Origin of the sequence: Janibacter cremeus (genome assembly GCF_013409205.1) — a bacterium.
Classification (GTDB): Bacteria; Actinomycetota; Actinomycetes; order Actinomycetales; family Dermatophilaceae; genus Janibacter; species Janibacter cremeus.
Window position 1 is genome coordinate 2,608,368 of the sequence record NZ_JACCAE010000001.1, and the last position, 21,218, is coordinate 2,629,585.

15 protein-coding genes are annotated in these 21,218 nt (G+C 70.8%); 5 read left to right on the top strand and 10 right to left on the bottom strand.

The window, feature by feature from the left end; genetic code table 11:
* Positions 1-14 precede the first annotated feature (14 nt).
* Positions 15-1,769 (bottom strand): phospho-sugar mutase, encoded by a 1,755-nt coding sequence (locus tag BJY20_RS12375; RefSeq protein ID WP_185991819.1) that lies wholly within the window; start codon positions 1,767-1,769, stop codon positions 15-17.
* 3 nt (positions 1,770-1,772) lie between these two features.
* Positions 1,773-2,621 carry a purine-nucleoside phosphorylase gene (locus BJY20_RS12380; RefSeq protein ID WP_343062880.1) on the bottom strand — a complete coding sequence of 283 codons (849 nt, stop codon included), beginning with the start codon at positions 2,619-2,621 and terminating at the stop codon, positions 1,773-1,775.
* A 33-nt stretch (positions 2,622-2,654) separates the two neighbouring features.
* On the opposite strand from BJY20_RS12380, the gene BJY20_RS12385 reads away from it, so the two are divergent.
* Positions 2,655-4,052 carry an NAD(P)H-quinone dehydrogenase gene (locus BJY20_RS12385; protein WP_343062881.1) on the top strand — a complete coding sequence of 466 codons (1,398 nt, stop codon included), beginning with the start codon at positions 2,655-2,657 and terminating at the stop codon, positions 4,050-4,052.
* On the opposite strand, the gene BJY20_RS12390 is transcribed toward BJY20_RS12385, so the two are convergent.
* The 6 genes from BJY20_RS12390 to BJY20_RS12415 all read right to left on the bottom strand — a co-directional run bounded on the left by BJY20_RS12390 (position 4,003) and on the right by BJY20_RS12415 (position 13,737).
* The gene (locus tag BJY20_RS12390) at positions 4,003-6,024 is read right to left on the bottom strand and encodes an MFS transporter (RefSeq protein WP_343062956.1); all 2,022 of its coding nucleotides are present in this window, start codon (positions 6,022-6,024) and stop codon (positions 4,003-4,005) included. The genes BJY20_RS12385 and BJY20_RS12390 overlap by 50 nt on opposite strands.
* Complete coding sequence (locus BJY20_RS12395) at positions 6,021-7,787, bottom strand: acetyl/propionyl/methylcrotonyl-CoA carboxylase subunit alpha (RefSeq protein ID WP_185991822.1); 1,767 nt, start codon at positions 7,785-7,787, stop codon at positions 6,021-6,023. The genes BJY20_RS12390 and BJY20_RS12395 overlap by 4 nt, the downstream gene beginning before the upstream one ends.
* Positions 7,788-7,957: 170 nt before the next feature.
* Positions 7,958-10,576: a DUF4153 domain-containing protein gene (locus tag BJY20_RS12400; RefSeq protein WP_185991823.1), complete on the bottom strand. Its 2,619-nt coding sequence runs from the start codon at positions 10,574-10,576 to the stop codon at positions 7,958-7,960.
* Positions 10,573-11,265 (bottom strand): response regulator transcription factor, encoded by a 693-nt coding sequence (locus tag BJY20_RS12405; RefSeq protein WP_185991824.1) that lies wholly within the window; start codon positions 11,263-11,265, stop codon positions 10,573-10,575. The genes BJY20_RS12400 and BJY20_RS12405 overlap by 4 nt, the downstream gene beginning before the upstream one ends.
* Before the next feature lie 107 nt (positions 11,266-11,372).
* Positions 11,373-12,842 carry a VWA domain-containing protein gene (locus tag BJY20_RS12410; protein ID WP_185991825.1) on the bottom strand — a complete coding sequence of 490 codons (1,470 nt, stop codon included), beginning with the start codon at positions 12,840-12,842 and terminating at the stop codon, positions 11,373-11,375.
* Positions 12,829-13,737 (bottom strand): AAA family ATPase, encoded by a 909-nt coding sequence (locus BJY20_RS12415; protein ID WP_185991826.1) that lies wholly within the window; start codon positions 13,735-13,737, stop codon positions 12,829-12,831. Before BJY20_RS12415 ends, BJY20_RS12410 begins: the two co-directional genes overlap by 14 nt.
* Before the next feature lie 84 nt (positions 13,738-13,821).
* Between BJY20_RS12415 and BJY20_RS12420 the strand changes: the two genes are divergently transcribed.
* Together BJY20_RS12420 and BJY20_RS12425 are read left to right on the top strand one after the other, a co-directional pair.
* Positions 13,822-14,286 (top strand): hypothetical protein, encoded by a 465-nt coding sequence (locus BJY20_RS12420; protein ID WP_185991827.1) that lies wholly within the window; start codon positions 13,822-13,824, stop codon positions 14,284-14,286.
* On the top strand, positions 14,279-15,673 hold the full coding sequence (locus BJY20_RS12425; protein ID WP_185991828.1) for a serine/threonine-protein kinase: 1,395 nt from the start codon (positions 14,279-14,281) through the stop codon (positions 15,671-15,673). The genes BJY20_RS12420 and BJY20_RS12425 overlap by 8 nt, the downstream gene beginning before the upstream one ends.
* Here BJY20_RS12425 and BJY20_RS12430 read toward each other — a convergent pair.
* Together BJY20_RS12430 and BJY20_RS12435 are read right to left on the bottom strand one after the other, a co-directional pair.
* The gene (locus BJY20_RS12430) at positions 15,649-17,646 is read right to left on the bottom strand and encodes a vWA domain-containing protein (protein ID WP_185991829.1); all 1,998 of its coding nucleotides are present in this window, start codon (positions 17,644-17,646) and stop codon (positions 15,649-15,651) included. The genes BJY20_RS12425 and BJY20_RS12430 overlap by 25 nt on opposite strands.
* Positions 17,647-17,846: 200 nt before the next feature.
* Entirely contained in the window at positions 17,847-18,287 is a 441-nt protein-coding gene (locus tag BJY20_RS12435; protein ID WP_185991830.1) for a MerR family transcriptional regulator, read from the bottom strand.
* Between the two features lie 86 nt (positions 18,288-18,373).
* Here BJY20_RS12435 and BJY20_RS12440 point away from each other — a divergent pair, with 86 nt between their 5' ends.
* Both BJY20_RS12440 and BJY20_RS12445 read left to right on the top strand, forming a co-directional pair.
* Complete coding sequence (locus tag BJY20_RS12440; RefSeq protein ID WP_185991831.1) at positions 18,374-19,570, top strand: acyl-CoA dehydrogenase family protein; 1,197 nt, start codon at positions 18,374-18,376, stop codon at positions 19,568-19,570.
* Between the two features lie 14 nt (positions 19,571-19,584).
* The gene (locus BJY20_RS12445) at positions 19,585-21,150 is read left to right on the top strand and encodes an acyl-CoA carboxylase subunit beta (protein WP_185991832.1); all 1,566 of its coding nucleotides are present in this window, start codon (positions 19,585-19,587) and stop codon (positions 21,148-21,150) included.
* Positions 21,151-21,218 lie beyond the last annotated feature (68 nt).

Here is a 21,218-nt window from a genome sequence, read left to right on the forward strand (position 1 = left end):
GTCTACGAGTCGGGTCAGGACAGGGTGGTCAGTGCCTCCATCGCGGCACGCACTGCAGCCAGCCGCCGAGCGGCGCGCTCGCGTGCGGCAACCAGGTCCGCGCGGCCGGCGACCGGTTCGATCGCCTCGAGGTAGACCTTCAGCTTCGGCTCCGTCCCCGATGGCCGCACGATGATCCGGGTGGCGTCGTCGAGCAGGTAGCGCAACCCGTCCGTCGGTGGGAGTGCATCGCTGCCGAGGGCCAGGTCGTCGGCCCGGGTGACGACCGAACCGGCGAGCGACGATGGCGGGTCCTGCCGCAGTCGGGTCATGAGCACCCCCAGGTCGGCGAGGTCGGTGACCCGGATCGAGAAGGCGTCCGTGGTGTGCACGCCGAGCTGGGTGTGCAGGTCGTCGAGGACGGACAGCAGGTTCCGCCCCTCGGCCTTGAGGATGGCCGTGAGCTCGGCGATGAGCAGAGCGGCCGAGACGCCGTCCTTGTCCTTGACCAGGTCCGGGGCGACGCAGTAGCCGAGCGCCTCCTCGTAGCCGTAGTGCAGGCCGGGCACGCGCGCGATCCACTTGAAACCGGTGAGGGTCTCCTCGTGGGGCACCCCCGACTGCGCGCACATCGCCGCGAGCAGGCGTGAGGAGACGATCGAGTTGGCCATCCGGCGTCCCTCGGGGACACCACGCATCATCAGGTGTGAGGCGAGCAGGACTCCGAGCTCGTCGCCGCGCAGCAGCCGCCAGCCACCGTTGGCCTGCGCGTCCGGGACCGCCACGGCGCACCGGTCGGCGTCGGGGTCGTTGGCGATGACGAGGTCCGGCGAGGTCTGCCCGGCCTGCGCGAGCGCGAGGTCGAGTGCACCGTCCTCCTCGGGGTTGGGGAAGGCGACCGTCGGGAAGTCCGGATCCGGGTCCGCCTGGCTCGCCACGCGCTGCGGCATACGGAACCCGGCGCGGGCGAAGGCCTGCCGCACCGTCGTGTCCCCGACGCCGTGGAGGGAGGTGTGCAGGACGCTCACGTCACGAGGCGTCCCGGGGGAGACCACTGCGCTGATCGCCTCGAGATAGGCCTCGTGCACCTCCTCGCCGAGCAGCTCCCACCCGGACTCGACCCGCGCCACGGAGGCGACCGATGCGATCCGGGCGATCTGGGCGGCGATCTGCTCGTCGGCGGGGGGCACGATCTGGCTGCCGTCGCCGAGGTAGACCTTGTAGCCGTTGTCCTGCGGCGGGTTGTGGCTGGCCGTGACCATGACCCCGGCGTCCGCACCGAGGTGCCGGATGGCGAAGGCGAGCACCGGGGTCGGCAGCGGTCCCGGCAGGATTGCCGCGCGTCCCCCGGCAGCGGTGACGACGGCGGCCGTGTCGGTGGCGAAGGCGTCGGACTTGTAGCGCGCGTCCCGGCCGATGACGACGAAGGGGGCGTGTGTCCCCTCCTTGAGGTGGGCCACCAGGCCCGCGGCCGCACGGATGACGACGGCGCGGTTCATCCGGTTCGGGCCGGCGCCGAGGGCGCCGCGCAACCCGGCGGTGCCGAACTGCAGCAGGCCGGCGAAGCGGTTGGTGAGGTCGGCGACCGCGGCGGGATCACCCCCCTTCGAGGCGCCCACGCGGAACGTGGGACCCGCTTCGTCGCGCCTCAGGACACCGCCTTCGACGGCGGTGAGGACCGACTCCAGCTCGGCCCGGGTGTCGGGATCGGGATCGTCCGCAGCCCACTCGCGTGCTGCCCGAACGAGGTCGTCGACATCGCCCGTGCCGTGGCGTCCGGTGTGCCCCATGGCTCAGATCCGGCCGACGATGTCGGCCAGCAGACGTCCGCACCGGTCGGCCGCCGCACGCCCGGCGGCGACGACCTCGTCGTGGGCCAGCGGGGTCTCGCTGATGCCGGCGGCCTGGTTCGTCACGAGCGAGACGCCGAGGACCTCCAGCCCTGCCTCCCGTGCGGCGATGGCCTCGAGCGTCGTGCTCATGCCGACGAGATCCGCGCCGAGCACCCCGGCCATGCGCACCTCGGCAGGGGTCTCGTAGTGGGGTCCGCGGAACTGCGCGTACACGCCCTCACCGAGACCGGGGTCGACCTCCCGGGCGGTCTCGCGCAGCCGGGAGCTGTACAGATCGGTGAGGTCGACGAAGTTCGCACCCTCGATCGGCGAGGTCGCGGTGAGGTTGATGTGGTCACTGATGAGGACGGGCGTGCCGGGCGCCCACTCGGGGCGCAGGCCACCGCAGCCGTTGGTCAGCACGATCGCGCGACAGCCGGCCGCGGCCGCGGTGCGCACGGCGTGGACGACGGCGCGCACGCCGCGTCCCTCGTAGAAGTGCGTCCGCGTGCCGAAGACGAGGGCGCGGCGCCCGGTGTCGGCGATGTCGACCGAGCGCACCTGCCCGGAGTGGCCGGCCACGGCAGCGGCGGCGAAGCCGGGCACCTCTGCCTGGTCGAAGGCGGCCCGGGTCTGCCCGACCAGGTCCGCGGCCTGCCCCCACCCCGAGCCCAGGACGAGGGCGATGTCGTGCTGCTCGACACCGGAGCGCTCGGCGATGGTCGCCGCAGCCTCCCGGGCGAGCGCGAAGGGGGTGGTGCTGTCTGGCTCATCTGTGCTGCCGGTACCGGCAGAGGTCGCATCGATCACATCCGCAATGTACAAGGGTGATTGGATGAGCGGGTGAGACGAACCAGTTCTGTTGTGATCCTCGGCGGTGGCCCCGGCGGCTACGAGGCGGCCCTGGTGGCCGCCCGGCTCGGCGCCACCGTCACCGTCGTCGACCGGGACGGCATCGGTGGTGCGGCGGTTCTCACCGACTGCGTCCCCAGCAAGACCCTCATCGCGACCGCCGACTACCTCGGGGGCCTCGAGGTCGCCTCCGAGCTGGGGGTGCACCTCGAGGACGACCAGGGCGACCCGGTTGCCGAGCCGGTTGCCGAGCTCGCGGCCATCAATGAGCGCGTCCTCGGCCTGGCCGCCGCGCAGTCCAGCGACATCATGACCCGGCTGACCGAGGTCGGTGTCCGGGTCGTCGCCGGCAGCGGACGACTGGAGAGCCCGCACCGCGTCATCGTCGAGACCGAGGCCGGCTCCGAGGCGATCGACGCCGACGTCGTCCTCGTCAGCACGGGGGCCACCCCGCGGGTGCTCGACTCCGCCACACCGGACGGGGAGCGGATCCTGACCTGGCAGCAGATCTACGATCTGCCGGAGCTGCCCGAGAAGCTCATCGTCGTCGGCTCCGGTGTCACCGGCGCCGAGCTCGCGCAGGCCTACCTCGGACTGGGCAGCGACGTCACACTCGTCTCCTCCCGCGACCTCGTGCTGCCCCAGGAGGACCAGGACGCGGCCGCGGTCATCGAGGACGTCTTCCGCCGACGCGGGATGACCATCCTCAACCGTTCCCGGATGGCCAGTGCCACGCGGGAGGGTGACGGCGTCGTCGTCACCCTCGAGGACGGTCGTCAGGTCGAGGGCAGCCACGTCCTCATCGCCGTCGGCGCCGTCCCGCAGACGGCCGGCCTGGGCCTGTCGGAGGTCGGCGTCGAGCTGAGCGACTCAGGGCACATCGTCACCGACCGTGTCTCGCGCACCTCCGTGCGCGGCATCTACGCGGCGGGCGACTGCACCGGGGTCTTCGCGTTGGCCTCGGTCGCCGCGATGCAGGGACGTACCGCCATGGCGCACGCCCTCGGCGACGCGGTGACCCCCCTTCGCATGTCGGCCGTCTCCAGCAACGTCTTCACCGACCCGGAGATCGCGACCGTCGGGATCAGCGCCGCCGACGCCGAGGACAACGCGGACGTCGAGGCCGTGATGATGCCGCTCTCACGCAACCCGCGGGCGAAGATGCTGGGCATCCGCGAGGGCTTCGTCAAGCTCTTCGCCTACCGGGGTACCGGCACCGTGCTCGGCGGTGTGGTCGTCGCCCCGCGCGCTTCGGAGCTGATCTTCCCCGTCGCGATCGCGGTGCAGAACCGCCTGTCCGTCGACCAGGTCGCCTCGACCTTCACGGTCTACCCCTCGCTCACCGGGACGCTTGCCGAGGCGGCCCGGCGTCTGCACCCGTCGGACTGAGGGCGGGCTCCTCCAGCTGCAGGTCGACCTCGACCGACCGGCCCCCGATCGTCAGGATCTGGCTACGCGTCGCCTGCGTCCCGCGGTCGACGGCCGTGAGGTCGTAGACGCCTTCACGGGGGAGTGGCAGCGTGTATCGGCCCGCATCGTCGGTGCGCACCCACGAGAGCGCCCCTCCGGTCCGCTTGGTGATGACGACCGAGACGTCCACGGCGGGCACCGCCTGCGGGTCGGTGATCAGGCCGCGGACGGTCAGCCGGTCCCGCATGACGAAGGGGGCCAGCCTCCGGTCGTCGTTGAGGTCGGCATAGAACGACACGGGTGACCAGCCCTGGGCCGAGACGACGAAGAGGTGGCGGATCGGGCCCCCGGTGGCGACGCTGAAGTCACCCGCCGAGTCCGTGCGCGCCCAGTCGACGTGGCTGCCCCGGCCGCCCATGACGGTGACGATCGCGCCCGGGACCTCCTCCCCCCGGCCATCCACGACGCGGCCGTGGACGACGTGGTCGACGGTGAGTCGCTCGGTGGGCTGGTCGTCGCCGTCGGCAGCGCGACGGCGCAGGAACGGCAGGATGAGCACGGTGCTGATGCCCGCCGCCACGCCTGCCAGGACGAACATCAGCGTCATCGCGCCGAAGGTCGGGTAGCCGCCCGTGCCGGAGGTGATCGTCGCGGCGAAGACCGCGGCGGTGACCGCGCTGGCGGTGGAGGTGCCGACCGAGCGCAGGAGGGTGTTCAGGCCGTTGGCGGCAGCGGTCTCGGTGACGGGCACGGAGCGCATGATCAGCGTCGGCAGCGCCGAGTAGGCCAGGGCCGTGCCGGCGGTCACGACGAGCGTGCCGATGACGACGAGGGCCACCGAGTCGCTGAAGGGGATGCGGGCGAGGTAGGAGACGAACATGATCGCGCTGCCGATACCGATCGCCAGCTCCGGACCGAAACGTCGGGTCACCCACCCGGACACCGGCGCGAGCACGCCGAAGGCCACGGCGGACGGGGCCATCCACAGCCCGGCGTGCAGCGCGTCGAGGCCGAGCCCGTAGCCGGTGTCCGTCGGCGTCTGCAGCAGCTGGGTGGACACGAGCATGTTGAGGAACATGCCGAAGCCCATGAGGACGGAGATCGTGTTCGCCGACACCACGACGGGTTGCGCAGCCGTTCGGATGTCGACGAGAGGGTTGGGTATGCGCAGCTCGAGCGGCACGAAGACCGCGAGCAGGACGAGGCCGGTGGCGAACGTCCCGAGGGTGCTGGCGTCCGTCCAGCCCCAGTCCGCCCCCTTCGACACGGCCAGGAGCAGCAGGACGAGAGCGAGGCTGAGCAGGATCGCGCCGCGGAAGTCGAAGGCACCAGCGGTCCGCACGGGCGACTCGGAGACGGTGCGCAGGACCAGGGCGATCATCAGGAGCGCGAGGAGCCCCGGCAGCCACAGCACGACGTGCCAGTCGAAGGCCTCGGCCAGGTAGCCGCCCAGCGGCAGACCCACGCCGGCGCCGATGGCGAGGGTCGCGCTCATCAGTGCGACGGCCAGCGGGACCTTGTCGGGGTCCAGCTCGTCGCGCATGGTGGCGATGCCCACGGGGACGAGGGCCGTCCCGATGCCCTGCAGGACCCGGGCGAGGATGAGGAGGGGAAGGGCGGTGGAGACGCCACCGATAAGCGCACCGACGGCGACGATCGCCAGGGTCAGCAGGATCATCCGGCGCTTGCCGTACATGTCGGCCATGCGGGAGATGACCGGTGTGGCCACGGCTCCGGCGATCAAGGTCGCGGTGATCATCCACGAGGCGTTGCTCGTGCTCGTGCCGATGAGGTCCGGCAGGTCCGGCAGCAGTGGTAGCACCATCGTCTGCTGCAGCGAGACGATGGTCCCGCACAGGGCGAGGACGGCGATGACGAAACCGCCCCCGACGCGCCGGGTGGGCGTGCCGGGGGCGGCTTCGTCGGTGTGTTGGTCCGCCGAGGGGATCAGTCCTTGATGTCGGCGATGACCGCGCCGTTGTTGATGGTCTCGCCGACCTGCGCCTTCAGGCCGGTGATGGTGCCGGCCTTGTGTGCGTTGAGCGGCTGCTCCATCTTCATCGCCTCGATGACGACGACCAGGTCACCCTCGGCGACCTCCTGACCCTCCTCGACGGCGATCTTGACGACCGTGCCCTGCATCGGGGCGGCGAGGCTGTCGCCGGAGACCGCGGCGGCGCCGCCGCCACCACCGGAACGCTTCGGGGCCTTCTTCTTCTTGGCGCCGCCGCCTCCGCCGAGGGCCAGGTCGCCGGGCAGGACGACCTCGAGGCGCTTGCCGCCGACCTCGACGGTGATCTTCTGGCGCTCGCCGTCGCCTTCGGCGGCCTCGCCGATCTCACCACCGTAGGGCGCGATCTGGTTGTCGAACTCGGTCTCGATCCACCGGGTGTGAACGGTGAAGGGGGCGCCGTCCGCTGGTGCGAAAGCCGGGTCGGACACGATCGTCTGGTGGAAGGGGATGACCGTCGGCATGCCCTCGACCACGAGCTCGGCCAGGGCGCGGCGGGAGCGCTCGAGGGCCTGCTCGCGGCTGGCCCCGGTGACGATGAGCTTGGCGATCATCGAGTCGAAGGCGCCGGCGATGGTGTCGCCCTCCTCGATCCCGGCGTCCCAGCGGACCCCCGGACCGTGCGGCACGCGCATGTGGGTGACGGTGCCGGGGGCCGGCATGAAGTTGCGGCCGGCATCCTCGCCGTTGATGCGGAACTCGAAGGAGTGGCCACGCTCGACCGGGTCGTCGTAGCCGAGCTCCTCGCCATCGGCGATGCGCAGCATCTCGCGGACAAGGTCGATGCCGGTGACCTCCTCGCTCACGGGGTGCTCGACCTGCAGGCGGGTGTTGACCTCGAGGAAGGAGATCGTGCCGTCCTGGGCGACGAGGTACTCGCAGGTGCCGGCGCCGACGTAGCCGGCCTCCTTGAGGATCGCCTTCGACGCACGGACGAGCTCGGTGTGCTGCTCCTCGGTGAGGAAGGGAGCCGGGGCCTCCTCCACGAGCTTCTGGTTGCGGCGCTGCAGGGAGCAGTCGCGGGTGGAGACGACGACGACGTTGCCGTGCTGGTCGGCAAGGCACTGGGTCTCGACGTGCCGCGGCTTGTCGAGGAACTTCTCCACGAGGCACTCGCCACGACCGAAGGCCGACACGGCCTCGCGGACGGCCGAGTCGAAGAGCTCGGGGATCTCCTCCATCGTGCGCGCGACCTTGAGGCCACGACCGCCACCGCCGTAGACGGCCTTGATGGCGATGGGCAGACCGAACTCCTCGGCGAGGGCGACGACCTCGTCGGCGTCCTTGACCGGGTCCTTGGTGCCGGGAGCCAGAGGGGCGTTGGCCCTGACGGCGATGTGCTTGGCCTTGGCCTTGTCGCCCAGGGCGTCGATGGCCTCGGGGCCGGGGCCGATCCAGGTCAGCCCGGCGTCCATGACGGCCTGGGCGAACTCGGCGTTCTCCGCGAGGAAGCCGTACCCGGGGTGGACGGCGTCAGCGCCCGCCTCCTTCGCGACCTCCAGGAGCTTCTCCTGGACCAGGTAGCTGTCGCCGGGGGTCGACCCGCCGAGGGCATACGCCTCGTCGGCGACCTTGACGTGCAGGGCGTCACGGTCGGTATCGGCATAGACGGCGACGGAGCCGACGCCGGCATCGGCGCAGGCGCGGGCGATGCGGACGGCGATCTCGCCGCGGTTCGCGATGAGGACTTTGCTGATGGCCATGGGCGGCAGACTACTGCGTGTGGCGACGGGTCGACGCACGGCCCGCATCGTGATCCCGGTCCACTCCGCCTCGCCCCCGCCCGATACGAACTACTGCAGGCAGCAGTACGTATCGTCCGCAGTGGTTCGACCTGCTGCGGACGATACGAGTTGCTGCAGACGTGCGTCGCTCAGCGGTCACTGAGCACGCACTGGTCCGGCTCCGGGTACTGGCTGCGGATCTCCTCGGCGCGCTCACGGGAGAGGTTCCACCCCGGCAGACCGTCGTCGGCGGCCTCCGTGGTGCGACCGGACCGCAGGATGCAGGCCTTTACGTCCTCGGGCAGCGCGCTGGTGTGGATCGCCGGCACCGCGTCGTCGGACAGCGAGGCGAGGTAGCGCTCGTCGAGCGTGCCGCTGGCCTCCCATCGCTCGATGTTGTGCTCGGCCACCCAGGCGCTGGTGTTCCCGACGGACCACACGATCGTCACGACGGCTGCGCTGGCGAGGACGGTCCGGCCGAGCCACCGGCGCGTCGGGGTGAAGAGCGAGACGAGTACGGCCAGCACGATCAGCCCCAGCCAGATCTCGAAGAGGTCGACGCTCACGCGGAGGACCGTGTAGCCGAAGGCCTCCTGGTACAGCGCCATCCGACGCAGAGCCGACGCGACGACGATGAGGGTGAGCACGCACAGGGCGGCGTTCAACGCGGTCATCACACGGTGGTCGCGGGTGGTCTCGACGCGGCCCCAAGCGCGCACCGCGGCGACGAGGACCAGCACCAGGGCGGTGGCCACGGTCAGTTGGCCGAAGCCCTCGCGGGCCGACTCGGCGTAGGTGACTCCGGTCGTGCGCAGGACGTAGTCGTGCCCGCCGAACATCGCTGCCGCCTGCGCCACGATGAACGCGACGAAGACCGCGATGACGAACCCCAGCGGAACGGCCCACTCCCAGAGCGGGATCCGCGCGGTGCAACGGGGGAGGCTCTCGACGTGGGGTGGGTTGATGGACAGGTACAGCCCGGCGAGCGTGATGCCGGTGAAGAAGACGAGGGTGAAGGTCCGGAAGACGACCATGTCGCTCAGCTCCGGTACGAGCGCAGCGGCCCACGACCCGAGGACGGCGTCGGCGGAGGCGAGCAGACCGCCGAAGACGAGGAGCAGCACGAGGCTGACGGCGGCGGTTCGCAGCACCGACCACGTCCTGCCCTGACGAGCGAGTGCCTTGATCGTCCGGTCCAGCAGGGGAAGACCGCGCAGCGCCGAGAACGGCCAGGCCGCGACGGCGGCGATGATGCCGGGGACGGTGCGGGCGTCCGTGCAGGACGTGGCTGCGAGGACGCCTGCCATGGCGACGGCTATGAAGGTGAAGCCCGGGTTGTCCCGCAGCACCGTCGTCAGGGCCAAGGGGAGGGCCAGTGCCCCGGCGACCCAGGACCACCTCGCGGCGCGCCGGGGTGAGGCGAGCCAGATGGCCAGCCCGCCGCAGGCCAGGACGATCAGCATCCCGAGTCCGATCGCATTGTCCGGCAGCAGGATCGCCGCGACGATCCCGACGCCGAGGGCGGCGAGCAGCAGGTCCGGTCTGGGTGTGGTGACCCGCTCGGGCCACCACCGCCCGAGCAGGGACGAAGGGGGTGCAGCCGGGGCTGCTGTGGTGACGGCCGTGGAGTCAGTCATTGGGTGCTCCTGGTCGGTGGGGTCAACGGGGGTGGTGTCCTCGGTCCTTGAGGAGGTGAGGAACGAGCCGTCTCGAAAGGACAACGTCGGGTCAACAGGCAGGGTCATCCGCATCCGGGCGCCTGTGCTCTGCTGCGCTTCGAGGCTCGGCCGCGGGCGGCCTCGCACCTCAGCGACCGGTGGGCCGGGGGTGAGCGCCCGGATCGCACCGCCGTGCATGTCCGCGACCCACGCGGCGATCGCCAGACCGAGGCCGGTGCCACCCCCTTCGTCCCCGCCCTGACCGAAGCGGTGGAAGAGGTGCTCGGCACGCTCCGGCGACAACCCTGGCCCCTCGTCGGTGACGGTGAGCGACCACTGGTCGTGCTCGCGCCGGGCGGCCACGGTGACGGTCCCACCGGAGGGGCTGTGGCGCACGGCGTTGTCCAGGAGGTTGGCGGTGACCTGCGCCAGGCGGGCTCGGTCCCCGGTGATGGTGAGGTCGAGCGGGTCGACATCGGCAACCAGGGTGACCTCGCGGTCGTGGAGGGAGGCTTCGTGGACGGCGGACTCGAGGAGGTCGCTGACCATGACCCGGCTGGGGTTGAGCGGGATGCCGCCGTCGGGCCGGGAGAGATCGAGCAGGTCGGCGACGAGGGAGCTGAGTCGCTCGGACTGGGCGAGCGCGCTGCCGAGCGCGGCGTCGTTGGGGGTGGTGACGCCGTCGACGAGGTTCTCCAGGAGGGCGCGCTGAGCGCTCAGTGGCGTGCGCAGCTCGTGCGCGACGGTCGCGACGAGCCGGCGTTGGTTCTCCTCGTCCTCCTGCAGGTCCCGGGCCATCGTCGTGAACGCTCGGGCGAGCGTCCCGACCTCGTCACGACCGGTCGTGGTGATCCGGGCGCCGTAGTCACCGCGGGCCATCCGCTCGGCCGCCTGCGTCATCTGACGAAGGGGAGTGGTCATCCCGGTCGCGAGCCACCGGGTGACGACGAGGGCGAGGGCGATCGTCGCGGGTAGGCCGAGCCAGAGCGGGACGCCGGCCTGTGCGCCGACGGTGCCGACGAGCGCGGCGACGAGGATGCTCGCCCCCACGAGCACGGCCAGCCGGGTGCGGATGGAGGACAGTCCGACGAGGGGCTCGGTGCGACTCATCGGTCGGTCCCGTCGTCGAGCGCATAGCCGACGCCGTGGACGGTGCGGATGCGTCTGGGCCCGATCTTCGTGCGCAGGGACTTCACGTGGGTGTCGAGAGTGCGGCTGGAGTCGTCCCAGCCCCACAGCTGCGTGGCGATGTGCTCGCGATGCAGGACTGCGCCGGGCTCGCGGGCGAGCAGGACGAGGACGTCGAACTCGGTGGGCGTCAGGTGCACCGGCTCCCCGTCGACGGTGCAGCGCCGGGTGCGCGCGTCCAGCGACAGCCCGTCGTGCTGGAGGGGGCCGGCGTCCCGGTGAAGCTCGGCGGCGCGCTCGACCCGCCTCAGCAGCGCCCGGACCCGGGCAACGACCTCGCGCATCCGGAACGGCTTGGTCAGATAGTCGTCGGCCCCGACGCCGAGACCGACGATGATGTCGCTCTCGTCGTCGCGGGCGGTGAGCATGAGGACCGGCACGGGTCGCTCGGCCTGGATGCGCCGGCACACCTCGAGCCCGTCGAAGCCGGGCAGCATCAGGTCGAGGACGACGAGGTCGGGGGAGTGCTGCTCGTACGCGGCCACTGCGCCCGGCCCGTCGTGCGCTCGCACCACCGCGAAACCCTCCGCCTCGAACCTGTCGGTGAGTGCCTCGTTGATCGTCGGGTCGTCCTCGACGACGAGCAGGCGGGTGGGTGCGGTGTCGGTCATGCACTCAGGCTATGGACACCGGCCGGGAGATCACCGGGACGACGTCTGGAGTTCCTCTGGAGATCCGCCCCCAAATTCGCACAACCTCGGGAGCTGCGAAGGGGGCGTCAGGTGACCGGCAGCCGGGAGACGAACTGCCGCAGCTGGTCGATGGTGCGCACCTCGTGCATGTCGACGACCTGGGCGTACCTCCCGGCCACGGAGTCACCGGTGTCCCACTGGCCGACCGGCTCGGGGTTGAGCCAGACCGCGTGCTTCGCTCGGGTGACGAGCTCGCGCAGCGCGTCCACCTGCGGCTCGGTGCCGTTGGTGCGGGCGTCGCCCAGGACGAGGAGCGTCGAGCGTGGGCCGATGGCATCGATGTGGTGCTCGACCGCGTCGACGAAGGCCGCGCCGTAGTCGCTGGATCCGTGCCAGCGGGTCATCGTCGCCTCCCGGGAGACGCGCTCGCGGATGTCCTCGCCGATGCGGCTCTCCCGCACGAGCTCGGTGATGTCGTCGCAGGTGTTGACGAAGCCGATGAACCGGACGCGGCGGAAGACCCCGGCCAGGGACTGCAGCAGCATCATCGTGAACCGGGAGAACCCCGCGACCGAGCCGGACATGTCACACAGCAGGACGATGTCCGCGCGGCTGCGGTGGCGGCGGCGGTGAGCCGGACGGATCGGGACACCCCCGGTGGACATCGCGGCACGCAGCGTGCGGCGGATGTCGATGGCCCCGCGCGCATGGCGCCGCTGCCGGGCGGCGAGCTTGGCGGCGAGCTTGCGGGAGAGCGGCCCGATAGCGGCCTGCAGCTCGGCCGCCTCGGTGGTGCCGGTGAGCAGGAAGTCCTTGCGCTCCAACGGGTCCCGCACCCCGTAGCGCGAGATGCGGTCGCGTCCACGGACCTCGGCATTGCGTCGCGCGGCCTCGGTCTCGATCCGCCGGCGGAAGTGGCCGACTCGACCACGGATCTCGTCCCGGTCGTACCTGTCGCTGAAGCTCGGGTCCCCTTCGCCGCCACCACCCGACGCGCCACCGGAACCCGAACCGGAGCCACCCGACCCCTCACCGGAGCCGCCGGTGACGTTCCCGGCGTCCCGGGCCCGCTGCAGCGCAGCGGCGATGGCGGTCTGCGGGGCGAGCCGTTCGATCGCCTGGTGCGCCGACCACCCGCCGGTGCTCGCCTCGTTCGTCAGCCGTCCGAGCTCGGCCAGGGACCGTGCCGCGAGCCGGTCGAGCGCATCGTCGTCGGCGCGCGCGAGGGCGTCGACGAGCTCATCGCGGATCGCTGCGGCCCGCTCGCGCGCACCGGCGGTGTCGGTCGGGTCGGGGGCCTCGGCCTCGCCGGTGCGTTGCCCCACGGCGGCAGGGAAGTGGATGTCGAAGAGCTGGTCGAAGAGGGCCCGGTCCGACGAGCGGCGCATCATCGCCGCGGCGGTCCCGGCGCGCAGACGCTCGCGGTCCTGCAGCCCGAGCACCCGGGCAGCCGCGGCGGCGTCGGTGATCTCCGAGGTCCCGACCTTCACCCCGTGCAGGCGAAGGGAGCGCCCCAGGTCGACCAGCCGCGTCCCCAGCGGGTCAGGTGAGGACACTGTCCAGGTCCAGTTTCGCCGCGGCCAGCTCGATGTCCTCCTGGTGCTTCAGGACGACCCCGAGGGTCGAGCGGATCAGCTCCGGGTCGAGGTCCCCGGACGCCCCGAGGCTGAGCAGGGTGCGCGCCCAGTCGATGGTCTCGGCGACGGAGGGGGACTTGCGCAGGCGCATCTGACGCAGGGCGCCGACGAGCCGGACCAGGGACTCGGCGAGGGTCGTGTCGAGGTCCGGCACGGTCAGGGCGACGATCTGCCGCTCGAGCGACGCCTCGGGGTAGTCGATGTGCAGGTAGAGGCAGCGGCGTCGCAGGGCCTCGGACAGCTCGCGGGTGGCGTTGGAGGTCAGGACGACGAAGGGGGTCTGCGCCGCCTTGATCGTGCCCAGCTCGGGGACGGTCACCTGGAAGTCGGAGAGCACCTCCAGCAGCAGGCCCTCGATCTCGACGTCGGCCTTGTCCAGCTCGTCGATGAGCAGCACGGTCGGGTGCTCGTTGCGGATCGCGGTCAGCAGCGGCCGGGCCAGGAGGAACTCGTCGGTGAAGATGTCCTCCTTGACCGAGGTCCAGTCGGCCTCGTCCGCCCCCTTCGCGTCGTGGTGGGCGCCGGCGGCGGTGATCCGCAGCAGCTGCTTGGCGTGGTTCCACTCGTACAGCGCCCGGGCCTCGTCGACGCCCTCGTAGCACTGCAGGCGGACGAGCTCACCGTCCGTCGCGCCCGCGACGGCAGCCGACAGGGCGGTCTTGCCGACACCGGCCGGCCCCTCGACCAGCAGCGGCTTGCCCAGCTGGTCGGCGAGGTAGACCGTCGTCGCGATCGCGTCCGAGGCGAGGTATCCGTGCGCGGCCAGTCGCTCACGGACGTCGTCGACGGAGGCGAAACGAGGGGTGTGGGTCATGCGCGCAGTCTGCCGGACACGCGGACGGGAGGAACCTTCGGGGAGCTTCCTCCCTAGGATGCAGGGAGATCGAAAGGGGATCACGTGTCCGATGACGTCGCCAGCACCCTCACCCGGCAGCGAGAGCTGTACGGCGAGCCGCTGCGCGATCTCGCGGACCGGGTGATGGGTGCGTTGGGCCTGACACAGGGCCGACTGGCCCGGACCCTCGGGCTCTCGGCGCCGATGCTCTCCCAGCTGCTCTCGGGCCGCCGGACGAAGATCGGCAACCCCGCCGTCGTCCAGCGCCTCTACGTCCTGCTGGAGCTCGTGGACGAGGCGCCGGGGCTGGCCCCGGAGGAGCTCGCGGCCCGGATCGAGGCGGTGCACGAGGTGCAGGGCACCTACGCCACCACCCGGCCGACCAGCGACTCCGAGGAGGCGACGGTCGCTGGGCTGCGGGAGGTGGCCGGTCCCGCCGACCTGCGCGGGGCTGCGGACCTGCTCGCGGCGGAGCATCCCCGGCTGTCCTCGTTGCTGCGCAAGGCGGCCGAGGGCGCGCATGGGTGAGGTCTTCGCCGGACGATACGAGCTGCTCGACCTCCTCGGGCAGGGCGGCATGGGCTCGGTGTGGCGGGTCCACGACAGGCGCACCGACTCGGTGGTCGCGGCCAAGGTCCTGCGCCAGTCCGACGCGGCCGCGCTCCTGCGCTTCGTGCGCGAGACCGCCTTCCGGGTCCAGCACTCCCACGTCGTCACCCCGCTCGGCTGGGCCGGTGAGGACGACCGGGTCCTGTTCACCATGCCGGTCGTCGACGGGGGCTCGGTCGCCACCCTGGTCGGTGACCACGGGCCCCTGCCGGCCCCCTTCGTCGCGGAGATCCTGCGGCAGCTGCTTGATGCGCTCTCCGCCGTGCACGACTCGCGGATCGTGCACCGGGACGTCAAACCGGCCAACGTCCTGCTCGCGGCCACCGGTCCCGATCGTCCGCACGCCTACCTGACCGACTTCGGGATCGCGGTCGAGCTGGACGGGCCGCGCCTGACCGAGACGCATGCCGCGATCGGCACACCCGGCTACATGGCCCCGGAGCAGCGACGGGGCGAGCTGACGAGAGCCAGCGACCTGTACGCGGTCGGTGCCCTCGCGCGGTACATGCTCACGGCGGTACCGATCGACGGGAACCCGTTCGCCGTCGAGCGCCCCGGCGACGTGCCACAGGCACTCTGGCAGCTGACCAGCGACCTCCTGGTCGATGACGCCACCGACCGCCCGGACGCTGCGGCCGCGACCGCTCGCCTGCAAGCGCCAGAACTGGCCTGGACGCCCGGCGCGGCCGGGGATGTCGAGGTGCTGCAGCAGGTCTTCGACACGTGCGGGGGTGAGGCCGGGCTCCTCGAGCCGACCACCCTCGTGCGTCAGCTCTCGGACGAAGGGGGCGAGCCCCCTGCGTCCCATCCCTCACCGGCGGTGGGCTCTGATCCGGCACAGTACGCGGACACGATTGTGCCCGCGCGCGAGCCCGAATCTGCGTCCGGATCCCGTGTTGTCTCCGGAGCGGTGTCGACGCCGGGTCCGGTGCACCCGCCCCATCGGAAGCGAGCGAGGCTTCTGGCGGCTGGCGTCGTGACGGTCGCGGTCGTGGTGGTGGCGGCCGTCCTTGCCTGGACGTCCCTGTCCGGCGGCGACTCGGGCGGTGGCGACAGCGCGACCAGTCCGCCGGTGTCGAGCTCGTCGAGCACGAGTGATCCGACGAACTCGAGCAGCTCCTCGTCACCGGGCGAGTCGTCGCGGACGAGCCCCACGTCCGGCTCTGTCGAGGTTGGCACCGTGGTCAGCCGGGTCGGGCAGCCGTGCCAGTTCAGCGACGTCGGCCTGCGGGAGACGACCTCGGACGGGATCGAGGTCATCTGCGAGCAGACCGACGGGGACTACTCCTGGGAACGCTCCGACTGACTGGAGCCTTTGCGCCGCAGGCCGAACCATGCCCCGGAGACGAGGACGATCGCGGCCAGCAGGCCGCCACCGATCCAGGGAAGGCGTGAACCGCCTTCGTCCTGGGACGTGGTGGTCGAGGCTCGCGTGTTGTCGCTGTTGCTAGAGGTGCCGTGCCCGTCCGTTGTCGGCGATGGGCTCTGTGCCGATGTGTCTGCTGCTCCGGCGAAGCGCGGCTCACCGCTGATCTCACCCTTGACGTCCACGTCGATCTGCGCCGTCAACGGTGCGTCGAGGTCGTCACCCCTGGAGCTCTCGCGGCCGATCGCGAAGTAGTAGTAGCCGCTCATCGAGGCGTGATCGAACTCCTCGTGGTCCGATCCATACGTGCTTGCGTCCTTGTTCCGGTAGCGGACCTCGGGGATGTACTCGCCGAGCACCAGCGAGTGTGCGTGGCTGCTGAGGTGTTCGCGGTTCTCTGGCTCGCCCTCATTGATTCGGGTGATCTCACGCAGGGCGGGGTTCCACGAGTTGACCGTGAAGAGGATGTAGTCGGTGGAGTCCAACTCCTGACTGCCGCCCTCCCCCAACGGGGTTCCCTCGGTCGACACACGGGCGGTGAAGGCGGCACGTTGGCCGTAGCCGACACGCACCCGGTAGTAGAGCTGCTCACCGGCCAGGATCGTCTCCTCGTAGGACCCAGGAGCGAGAGTGGCGGCGTCGGCGAAGCCGCCACCGCCGACGACCGGCTCGGCGGAACCATCGCCCTTGGCCGTCCAACCGGTGATCTTCTCGCCATCCAGGGGCGCGGGGAGTGAGTCCGGGTCTCGGACCGGGGGCTCCTCGACGTAGACGAGCTGAACGGGGATGTCCGTGCCCTTGCCCTCGTCGTGGGTGACCTCGAGGAGGAGCTCGTCGGACGTTGCGCACGCGTTGTCGGCGGCAGGGTCCGTGACCTGGTTGTTGACGGAGGTCCCCACCGTGATCGACTCCACGCCGCGGAAGAACTCCGTGCTCGTCGAGTAGCCTCTCGTGCACTGCTCGCCGTCCGGGGTGTAGGTGATGATCTCCCAGAACTCGGAGTCGTTCATCTCGCGGTCCTGGAAAGGCGGTCGCGCCACGAGGCCGATGTGGACGATGGAGTTGGGAGTTCGCTTGATGCGGGCGTAGCGGGGCTCGGCGCTGACGGAGAACGTGTCGGTGTAGCGCCCCGGCGTGACGGTCGGGGCGTCGGTCTTGTCCTCGGTCAGGGTGATCGGGGTGCCCTCGACGCTGAATTGGCGCACGGCTCGGGTGGAGATCTTGGTCAGGCTGGTGGCGAGCTGGTCGGCGTCCTTGGCGTCGTAGTAGGTGCCGTCGCCGGCGTCGGCGATGCACTGGAGCTGCTTGCGGGCGGTGTCCTTGACGCCGAAGCCGACGGTGTCGATGCGCAGGTCGACGCCGTTCTTGACGAGTTTCTTCACGACGGGGCAGGGGTCGGGGACGCAGGACTCCTCGCCGTCGGAGACGAGGACGATGTTGCGCTTGCCCTTGGTGCCGAGGTCGTCCATGGCCTTGGTCAGGGAGTGGGCGATAGGGGTCTCGCCCTTCGCCTCGAAGCCCCTGATGGCCTTCGTCAGAGCGGGCTTGTCCACCGGTCCGATGGGAACGGCGAGCTGGGTGTCGGCGCAGGCGGCCTTGGTGGGGGTGCCGCCGGGCTCGGTGGCCCCGTAGACGCGCAGGCCGACGTGTGCGTCTCTGGGGAGGGAGTCCACGACGCCGGTGAGGGCTTTCTTCGCGGCGGCCATCTTGGTGCCGCCGGCCGGGTCGGGTTCCTTCATCGACCCCGACGCGTCGAGCATCAGCAACAGCTCGCCCGGATCCTCCGTGGCGGTCGACGTGGCTGCCGTGCCTGCGGTGGCGCTGCTCGTGGTGGTGACGGCGCCGGTCAGCGCCAGGACCCCGGACAGGCCGGCACCAAGGAGCGCTTGGACCGTGGCGGTGGAGGTGTGCATCGTGTGGTTCCCCTGGGAGTACGGCGATGTGTTTGCTAAAGCAAACGTAGATCTTTGCTTTAGCAAATGTCAATGCGATCCGCGTCGAGCCTAGATCAGGGCGAAGGGGGAGGGGGCTGAGGTGCGGGGCGAGACGGAGATGCTCAAGAAGCAGGCGAAGGCCGCCCGCCAGACCCGCGCGTAACTGCGGGGCGCCTCTGTCAGAGCGCGTCGAGCTCGTCCCGGCAGCGCCGCTCGAAGGTGCCCAGCTCGGTCAGCGCGTCCTCGATGTCGCGCCGCCGCTGCTCCAGGTCCTCCCGACGCTCGTCGATCTGCCCGAGCACGTACTCCAGCTGACTGCGCTTGCCGCGCGGGACGTCGTAGAGGTTGACGATGGTGGCGATCTCATCCAGCGGGAAGCCGAGCCGCCGGCCGCGCATGATCAACGAGAGCCGGGTGCGCTCCCGCCGGTGGAAGATGCGCGTCGTGCCGATCCGCTCGGGGGAGATCAGTCCGATGTCCTCGTAGTGGCGCACCGTGCGGGTGGTGATGCCGAACTCGTCGGCGATCTCGCGGATGCTCCACGTCGCGTCCGCGGGGGCCGGGCCGCCGGCCGGCGCGCTCGGAGCGGGGCCTGGGTCCCCCTTCGTCGGGCTTGTCATGGACGGCACTATGCTTTACGTTGACGTCAACGTCAAGCAACGCAAGCGACCCGGCGACGACGTCGGTACGCAGGGAAAGGTCGGGCATGTTCGAGCTCTCGCAGGACCACGAGGACTTCCGCGCCGCGGTGCGCGACTTCGCCGAGAGCGAGGTCGAGCCGCACGTCGCCCAGTGGGACAAGGATCACCACCTCCCGCTGGAGGTCGTGCGCAAGATGGGGGATATGGGCTTCTTCGGCCTCGTCGTCCCCGAGCGCTGGGGCGGGCAGGCCGAGACGGTCGACGGCATCGTCCAGTCCGACTTCACGGCCCTGTGCGTCGCGATCGAGGAGCTCGGCCGCATCGACCAGTCGATCGGTATCACCCTCTCCGCGGGCGTCGGCCTGGGCATCAACCCGATCCTCTCCTTCGGCAACGACGAGCAGCGTGACCAGTGGCTGCCGGACCTCGTGGCCGGCAAGACCCTGGCCGGCTTCGGCCTGACCGAGCCCGACGCCGGTTCCGACGCGGGCGGCACCCGCACCACCGCCAAGCGCGAGGGCGACGAGTGGGTCGTCAACGGCGCCAAGTCCTTCATCACCAACTCCGGTACCGACATCACCTCCCTGGTCACCGTCACCGCCCGGACCGGGACGAACGAGGACGGCCGCGCGCAGATCTCGGCGATCCTCGTCCCCAGCGGCACCCCCGGCTTCACCGTCGAGGAGCCCTACGACAAGCTCGGCTGGCACATCTCCGACACCCACGGCCTGAGCTTCGCCGACTGCCGGGTGCCCGCGGGCAATCTCGTCGGCGAGGAGGGCAAGGGCTTCCGCCAGTTCCTCAAGACCCTCGACGACGGCCGCATCGCCATCTCGGCGCTCGCCACCGGTCTGACCCAGCGCATGCTCGAGCTGTCGACCGAGTACGCCAACACGCGCACCTCCTTCGGTCGGCCGATCGGAGCCAACCAGGGCGTCTCCTTCCCGGTCTCCGACCTGGCCGTCATGGCCGAGACCTCCCGGGTGCTCACCTACAAGGCCGCGTGGCTGAAGGACCAGGCCGACCGCGGCCTGCGCTCGACGAAGGAGGTCGCCAAGGCTGCCGCCATCGCCAAGCTCTACACCTCCGAGGCGGCGGTGAGCGCGACCCGCATCGCGACGCAGATCTTCGGTGGCAACGGCTTCATCGAGGAGTACCCGGTCGCCCGTTTCTACCGCGATGCCAAGATCCTCGAGATCGGCGAGGGCACCTCCGAGGTCCAGCGCATGGTCATTGCCCGCCACCTCGGCCTGTCGGCCTGAGCGAAGGGAGCGACATGACCACCCCGTACCCGCTCGACCCCAAGGTCGAGGACGTCCGTCGGCGCATCGCCGAGGCCCATGCGGCCTCCGAGCGGCCCACCGAGAAGGCTGCGGCCAAGCTCGAGTCGCAGAACAAGCTCTACGTCCGCGACCGCATCGACCTGCTCGTCGACGAGGGCTCGTTCGTCGAGGACGGGCGCTACGCCAATGCCCTCGCCACGGGCCTGCCGGCCGACGGCGTGGTCACCGGCCGCGGTCTCGTCGATGACCGCCCGGTGATCATCATCGCCAACGACCCGACGGTCAAGGCCGGCTCCTGGGGCGCCCGCACGGTCGAGAAGATCGTGCGCGCGACCGAGACGGCCCTGCGCGAGGAGCTGCCCGTCTTCTGGCTCGTCGACTCCGCGGGGGCCCGGATCACCGACCAGGTCGAGATGTTCCCCGGCCGCCGCGGTGCCGGGCGCATCTTCCACAACCAGGTCGCCCTGTCCGGCAAGGTGCCCCAGGTCTGCTGCCTCTTCGGCCCGAGCGCAGCCGGTGGCGCCTACATCCCCTCCTTCACCGACCTGGTGATCATGGTCGAGGGCAATGCCTCGATGTACCTGGGCAGTCCCCGCATGGCCGAGATGGTCGTGGGGGAGAAGGTGTCCTTGGAGGACATGGGTGGCGCCCGGATGCACTGCACCGTCAGCGGCGTGGGTGACGTCCTCGTCGCCGACGACACCGAGGCCATCGAGACGGCGCGGATCTGGCTGAGCTATCTCCCGCTCAACTGGCACAGCGAGTTGCCCTCGTACGAGCCGGAGGGGCCCTCCGCGGAATTGACGAGCGAGACGATTCCCGAGCGGGAGTCGCAGCCCTTCGACGTCCACGACGTCATCGACGGGCTCGTCGACGACGACTCCTTCTTCGAGGTCAAGTCGCTCTTCGCCCCGGAGCTCGTCGTCGGCCTCGGTCGGATGGCGGGCGAGACCGTCGGCATCGTCGCCAACAACTCGATGGCCAAGGGCGGTGTGCTCTTCACCGACAGTGCTGACAAGGCCTCGCGCTTCATCTGGTTGTGCGACGCCTACTCGATCCCGCTGATCTACCTGGCCGACGTGCCCGGTTTCATGATCGGCTCCGAGGTCGAGCGCGGTGGCATCATCCGCCACGGGGCGAAGATGGTCTCGGCGGTCTCCTCGGCGACCGTGCCACAGTTCTGCGTCGTCATCCGCAAGGCCTACGGTGCCGGCCTCTACGCCATGGGCGGCCCGGGCTTCGCTCCCGATGCCACGATCGCCCTGCCGACTGCGCGTATCGCCGTCATGGGCCCCGAGGCCGCCGTCAACGCGGTGTACGCCAACAAGATCGCCCAGGTCGAGGCCGAGCACGGTGAGGCCGCCCGCGACGAGTTCATCGCCAGGGCACGCGCCGAGTACGAGGAGGACGTCGACCTGGAGCGCCTGGCGGCCGACCTCGTCCTGGACCAGGTGATCGAGCCGGAGAGCCTGCGCCGCGAGCTGCTCACCCGACTGCGCCACGCACGCGGTCGGGAACGCACGTTCTCCACCCGCCGACGGGACATCCCGCCGGTGTGATGAGCCTCGCGCCGCTCGCGCTGCATGACCGCCACCGCGTTGTTACCGTCGGGTAGTCGTTGGCGGAG